Source organism: Leucobacter sp. M11 (genome assembly GCF_035726885.1).
GTDB lineage: Bacteria > Actinomycetota > Actinomycetes > Actinomycetales > Microbacteriaceae > JAPFRB01.
The window spans coordinates 307406-312248 of the sequence record NZ_JAPFRB010000002.1 but is presented as its reverse complement, the minus strand read 5'-3'; the positions used below and the strand labels follow the sequence as shown (position 1 = coordinate 312248).

The following is a 4843-nucleotide window of genomic DNA, read 5'->3' as shown; positions in this document are numbered from 1 at the left end:
CGGTCCAGGATCGGGTGCCGTTGCTCCCGAGCTTGCCGACGCCGCGAAGGTTCAGACCCCGCCCCGGCGTCCGCGCCTCGCTGGCGGCGGTGGCCTCGCCCGGCTCGGGAACGGCCGGTTCCCGGGGGCCCGCGTCGGGCGCGGGTGCGTCCTGGGCGGCCGGCTCGGCCGGGCCGCTCGCCAGCGCGGGGGCAAAGGCGGGCGGCAGGGCGTCGCCGGAGGCGGTGAGCGCGCTCGGGTCCACGATCACCCGGACCAGGCGATCCGGGGCCTGGGCCATCGTGTCCATCGCGGCGTCCCGGGCCAGCGGGATCAGGTTCAGGGGCTGCATCTGCATCGTGCGCCGCTCGTCGAGCCGGGCCAGCGCCAAGAGGTCCTCGACAAGGGAGCCCATTCGGATGGCCTCCTTCTCGATGCGCTCCATCGCCTGCCCGATCTGCTCGGGCTCCTGAAGCGCGCCCATGCGGTACAGCTCGGCATAGCCGCGGACGGAGACCAGGGGCGTGCGCAGTTCGTGGCTCGCGTCGCCGATGAAGCGCCGCATCTGCTCGATGGTCTGCGCGCGATCGTCGAAGGCGTCATCGATGCGGTCGAGCATGGTGTTCAGGGAGCGGCCGAGGTGGCCGACCTCGGTGCCCTCGTCTGGCACCTGGATGCGCTTACTGAAATCGCCCTTGGCAATTTCGGCCGCTGTGCGTTCGACCTCGGCGAGGGGCTCGAAGGTGCTCGTCACGAGGATGCGGGTCAGGGCGGCCCCGAGCAGGATCACGGCGAAGCCGAAGCCGGAGAAGATCGTGATGTAGCGCACCATGAAGCTGTTCACGAGCGAGGTGGACTGCGCGATGAGCAGGATGCCGCTGGGTTGGGGGCCGGCCGTGGTGCTCGTGACCGGCGTGGCGACCGCGTGCCACTCCTCGCCGTTCGGGCTCTGCAGGGAGAAGATGTTGCCGCTGACCACGTCGACGGCGGCGACGTTGACCGCCGGGGCGCTGCCCTCTGGCTTCGCCCGGAAGTTGTCATAGACGAGCTCGCCCTGGCCGTCGAGCATGGCGACGTAGTACCCCTCTGGGGCGTAGAGGACGTCGCCGCGGATGAGGCCGGCGGTGTTCGCCCCGGAGGCGAGCGCGGGGGTGGGGTCCGCGCGCAACTGCGTCAGGATCGTGTCCTGCTGCGCGATGAGTTGCGGGCGCAGGAAGGAGAGCGTGCCCGCTCCGGCGACAACGAGGCCAAGCGTCAGGATGAACACGGTCACCCCGGTGATCTTGGTACGAAGGGAGACGCTTCCCCAACGCTTGGCCATCGTTGCCACGCGGTACGGTTACTTTTGTTCGGTTTTCAGCATGTAGCCGAAACCGCGCTTGGTGTGGATCAGCGACTCCTCGGTGTGCTGGTCCAGCTTGCGGCGCAGGTAGGAGATGTAGGACTCCACGATCCCGGCGTCGCCGTTGAAGTCGTACTCCCAGACGTGGTCGAGGATCTGCGCCTTGGAGAGCACCCGGTTCGGGTTGAGCATCAGGTAGCGGAGGAGCTTGAACTCGGTCGGGCTCAGCTCGACGGGGGTGCCGTCGATCGTCACCTCGTGGGTGTCCTGGTCCATCACGAGGGGGCCGGTCGTGATGACCGCGTCCTCGTCCTCCTGGATGGTGCGGCGCAGGATCGCCTTGATCCGGGCGACGATCTCGTCCAGGCTGAACGGCTTGGTGACGTAATCGTCGCCGCCCACGGTCAGGCCCATGATCTTGTCCTCGGTGTCGTCCTTTGCGGTGAGGAACAGGATGGGGGCGGTGTAGCCGGCGGAGCGCAGGCGCTTGGTGACGCTGAAGCCGTTCATATCGGGCAGCATGACGTCGAGCACGATCAGATCGGGCTCTTCCTCAAGAACTGCGGAGATGGTTTGCGCACCGTTTGACACGGCACGGACACCGAAACCGGCGAAGCGGAGGCTCGTGGTGAGGAGCTCGCGAATGCTCGGCTCGTCATCGACGATCAGAATGCGTGGTCCCTTGTTCATACGTCCATTATCTGACAGTTTGCTATGTTCTGCCTGAAAACTTTTTTGGGCCTCGTGTGCGGCTCCGGGGAGTCACTCCTCGCGTGGGCCGTGCGCCCCGATCAGCCCGGAGCGTTTCTCGCGCCGCTACAGGCTCGTCGCGTCCGTAATCGTGTACGCGTAGCCCTGCTCGGCGAGGAAGCGCTGCCGATTCTGCGCGAAGTCCTGATCGACCGTGTCCCGGGCCACGAGCGTATAAAAGGAGGCCGTGTGGCCGTTCGACTTCGGGCGGAGCAAGCGGCCGAGCCGCTGCGCTTCCTCTTGGCGGGAACCGTAGGAGCCCGAGATTTGCACCGCGACCGAGGCCTCCGGCAGATCGATGGAGAAGTTGGCGACCTTCGAGACGACGAGGACCCGCACCTCGCCGGAGCGGAAGGCGTTGAAGAGCCGCTCCCGCTCGTCCACGGGCGTCTGCCCCGTGATGAGCGGGGCATCCAGCGCCTCGGCCATCTCCTCCAGCTGATCGATGAACTGGCCGATGACGAGCACGGACTCGCCGGGGTGGCGGGCGATGATTCGGCTCGTGATGTCGATTTTCTCGGGCGCGCTGGCCGCCAGCCGGTACCGCTCGGCGTCTTCCGCGGCCGCGTATTCGAGCCGGGCCATCTCGGGCAGGTCAATGCGCACCTCGAAGCAGGCGGCGGGGGAGATGAAGCCCTGCGCCTCGATGTCCTTCCACGGGGCGTCGTAGCGCTTCGGCCCGATCAGGCTGAACACATCGGACTCCCGGCCGTCCTCGCGCACGAGGGTCGCGGTCAGGCCGAGGCGGCGGCGCGCCTGCAGATCCGCGGTGAGCTTGAACACGGGCGCGGGGAGCAGGTGGACCTCGTCGTAGATGATGAGGCCCCAGTCGAGCGCGTCGAGCAGGCTGAGGTGCGCGTACTCGCCCTTCCGCTTGCTCGTCAGAATCTGATAGGTCGCGATCGTGACCGGCTTGATCTCCTTGACCTGCCCCGAATACTCGCCGATCTCGTCCTCGGTCAGGGTCGTGCGCTTCAGCAACTCGTCCCGCCACTGCCGTGCCGAGACCGCGTTGGTGACCAGGATGAGGGTGTTGGTCTGCACGGCGGCCATCGTGCCCGCGCCGACGAGGGTCTTGCCCGCGCCGCAGGGCAGGACGACGACGCCCGAGCCCCGGTCGAAGCTTTCCACGGCCCGCTGCTGGTAGTCGCGCAGCGCCCAGCCGTCGGTCACGAGCCCGATCTCGTGCGGGGTGCCCGGCGTGTACCCGGCGAGGTCCTCGGCCGGCCAACCGCGCTTGACGAGTTCCTGCTTGAGTTCCCCCCGGGCCCAGGGCTCCACGGGGAAGGTGTGCTCGTCGACCCGGTTGCCGAGCAGCGGCGCGATCTTCTTTGCGGAGCTGACCTCGCGGAGCACCGCGGGGTCGGAGGAACGCAGGATGAGCGCTCCCTCCGCGTCGCGTTCGATGACGAGCCGCCCGTAGCGGTTCATCGTCTCGGCGATATCGGTGCTCACGGACGAGGGCACCGGGAACTTCGCGTGCCGGTCCAGGGAGGCGATGATCTCCTCCGCCGTGTGCCCCGCGGCGCGGGCGTTCCAGAGCCCGAGCCGGGTGATGCGGTAGGTGTGCACGTGCTCCGGGGCGCGCTCCAGCTCCGCGAAGACGGCCAGCTCGTGCCGGGCGTCCTCCGAGCCGGGGTGCGCGACCTCGAGGAGGACGGTGCGGTCGCTCTGCACGATGAGGGGTCCAAGATCCATAACTCCTCAGCTTAGGACCACCCTCTGGGAGTCGGGTGCGATGTTCGCCGTGCCGGGACCGCCGACGGCGTTAGCTGGGCGGCTCGATCGCGGTGATCTGCGCGAGCGGCAGGGTGCGCTCGACCTCGGCGGCGGCGTCGACCCCGCGCAGGCGACCGTTGCTGAGCCCGGTGGGCAGCAGGAGGAAGGTGCGCTCCTGACCGCTCGCGGACACGGTCACGCGGAGGCGGGTGCGGTCCCGGACGGCCAGCTGCAGGGTGCGCTCGATCGTGTCCGATTCGACGCTGCCCTGGGAGGCGCTCAGCACCCGATCCACGAGCTCGGCCGCGGGGTCGGGGACCGTCGCCGGGGCGGCGGCAGCCGGAACGGGTGCGGGGGCCGGTGCCTCGGCCTCGGCTCCGCCCGCGGGGACGACCGGGATGCGGGCCTCGCGAAGCGCGCCGCGGAGCTGTTCGGGGCGGAAGCGGGAGGTCGCGCTCGTCGCATCGAGCTGGGCGAGGCCGAGGTGGCGCAGCCCGCTGTCCACGAGCAGCGCCGCGAGCTGGGCGGGCTCGGCGGTGTGCACGATCGAGCGGATGAGCCCTTCGGCGGCGGGGGCCTCCGCCACTCGGATGCTCCCGTGCCGGGACTCGACGTCGCTGATGAGATAGTCGAGGGGCTGCGGGATGCCCGTCAGCGAGTGCTCCGTCAGAAAGGTCCGGATGTCCGCGGCGCTCAGGCCGCGGCTCAGCGCGGTCTCCAGGGAGACGGCATCCACGCGGTAGGTGCTGGCGAGCCCGCTCTGCTCGGCGCGGGCGAAGCGGAGCAACCCGGACTCAATCCCGGGGCGGAGCGGGCCGGGGGCGATGACACTGAGATCCGGCTGCACATAGAGCTTGTCAATCTGCGTGGGGAAGGCGGCATGGGCCAGCGCGAGAGCGTCCGCGGGGGAGCCGTCGCGCAGGACCCGCCCGGCCTCGCTGAGGTGCCCGGCGACGGACAGACCCGCGCGCACGGTGAGGCGGCCGCAGGTCAGGACCCCGGCGCGGGTCTCGGGGGCGGCGAGGGGGAACCACCACGGGAAGACCGCCTCGG

The 4843-nt window shown here is 69.5% G+C and carries 4 protein-coding genes; all 4 read right to left on the bottom strand.

Translation table 11 applies throughout. The features are described 5' to 3' along the window. On the bottom strand, positions 1-1300 hold a 1300-nt coding region (locus tag OOT08_RS05740), incomplete at its 3' end, for a sensor histidine kinase (protein ID WP_325092114.1). Between the two features lie 18 nt (positions 1301-1318). Beyond that, on the bottom strand, positions 1319-2011 hold the full coding sequence (locus OOT08_RS05735) for a response regulator transcription factor (RefSeq protein ID WP_325091621.1): 693 nt from the start codon (positions 2009-2011) through the stop codon (positions 1319-1321). A 126-nt stretch (positions 2012-2137) separates the two neighbouring features. Next, entirely contained in the window at positions 2138-3769 is a 1632-nt protein-coding gene (locus OOT08_RS05730) for a DNA repair helicase XPB (protein ID WP_325091620.1), read from the bottom strand. Between the two features lie 70 nt (positions 3770-3839). Then, the coding region (locus OOT08_RS05725) for a helicase-associated domain-containing protein (protein ID WP_325091619.1) at positions 3840-4843 on the bottom strand (1004 nt) is incomplete at its 5' end.

Excerpts from the sequence above, each read along its gene's own strand:
- OOT08_RS05735 (WP_325091621.1), bottom strand. The coding sequence starts at position 2,011 with ATGAACAAGGGACCACGCATTCTGATCGTCGATGACGAGCCGAGCATT.
- OOT08_RS05730 (WP_325091620.1), bottom strand. The coding sequence starts at position 3,769 with ATGGATCTTGGACCCCTCATCGTGCAGAGCGACCGCACCGTCCTCCTC.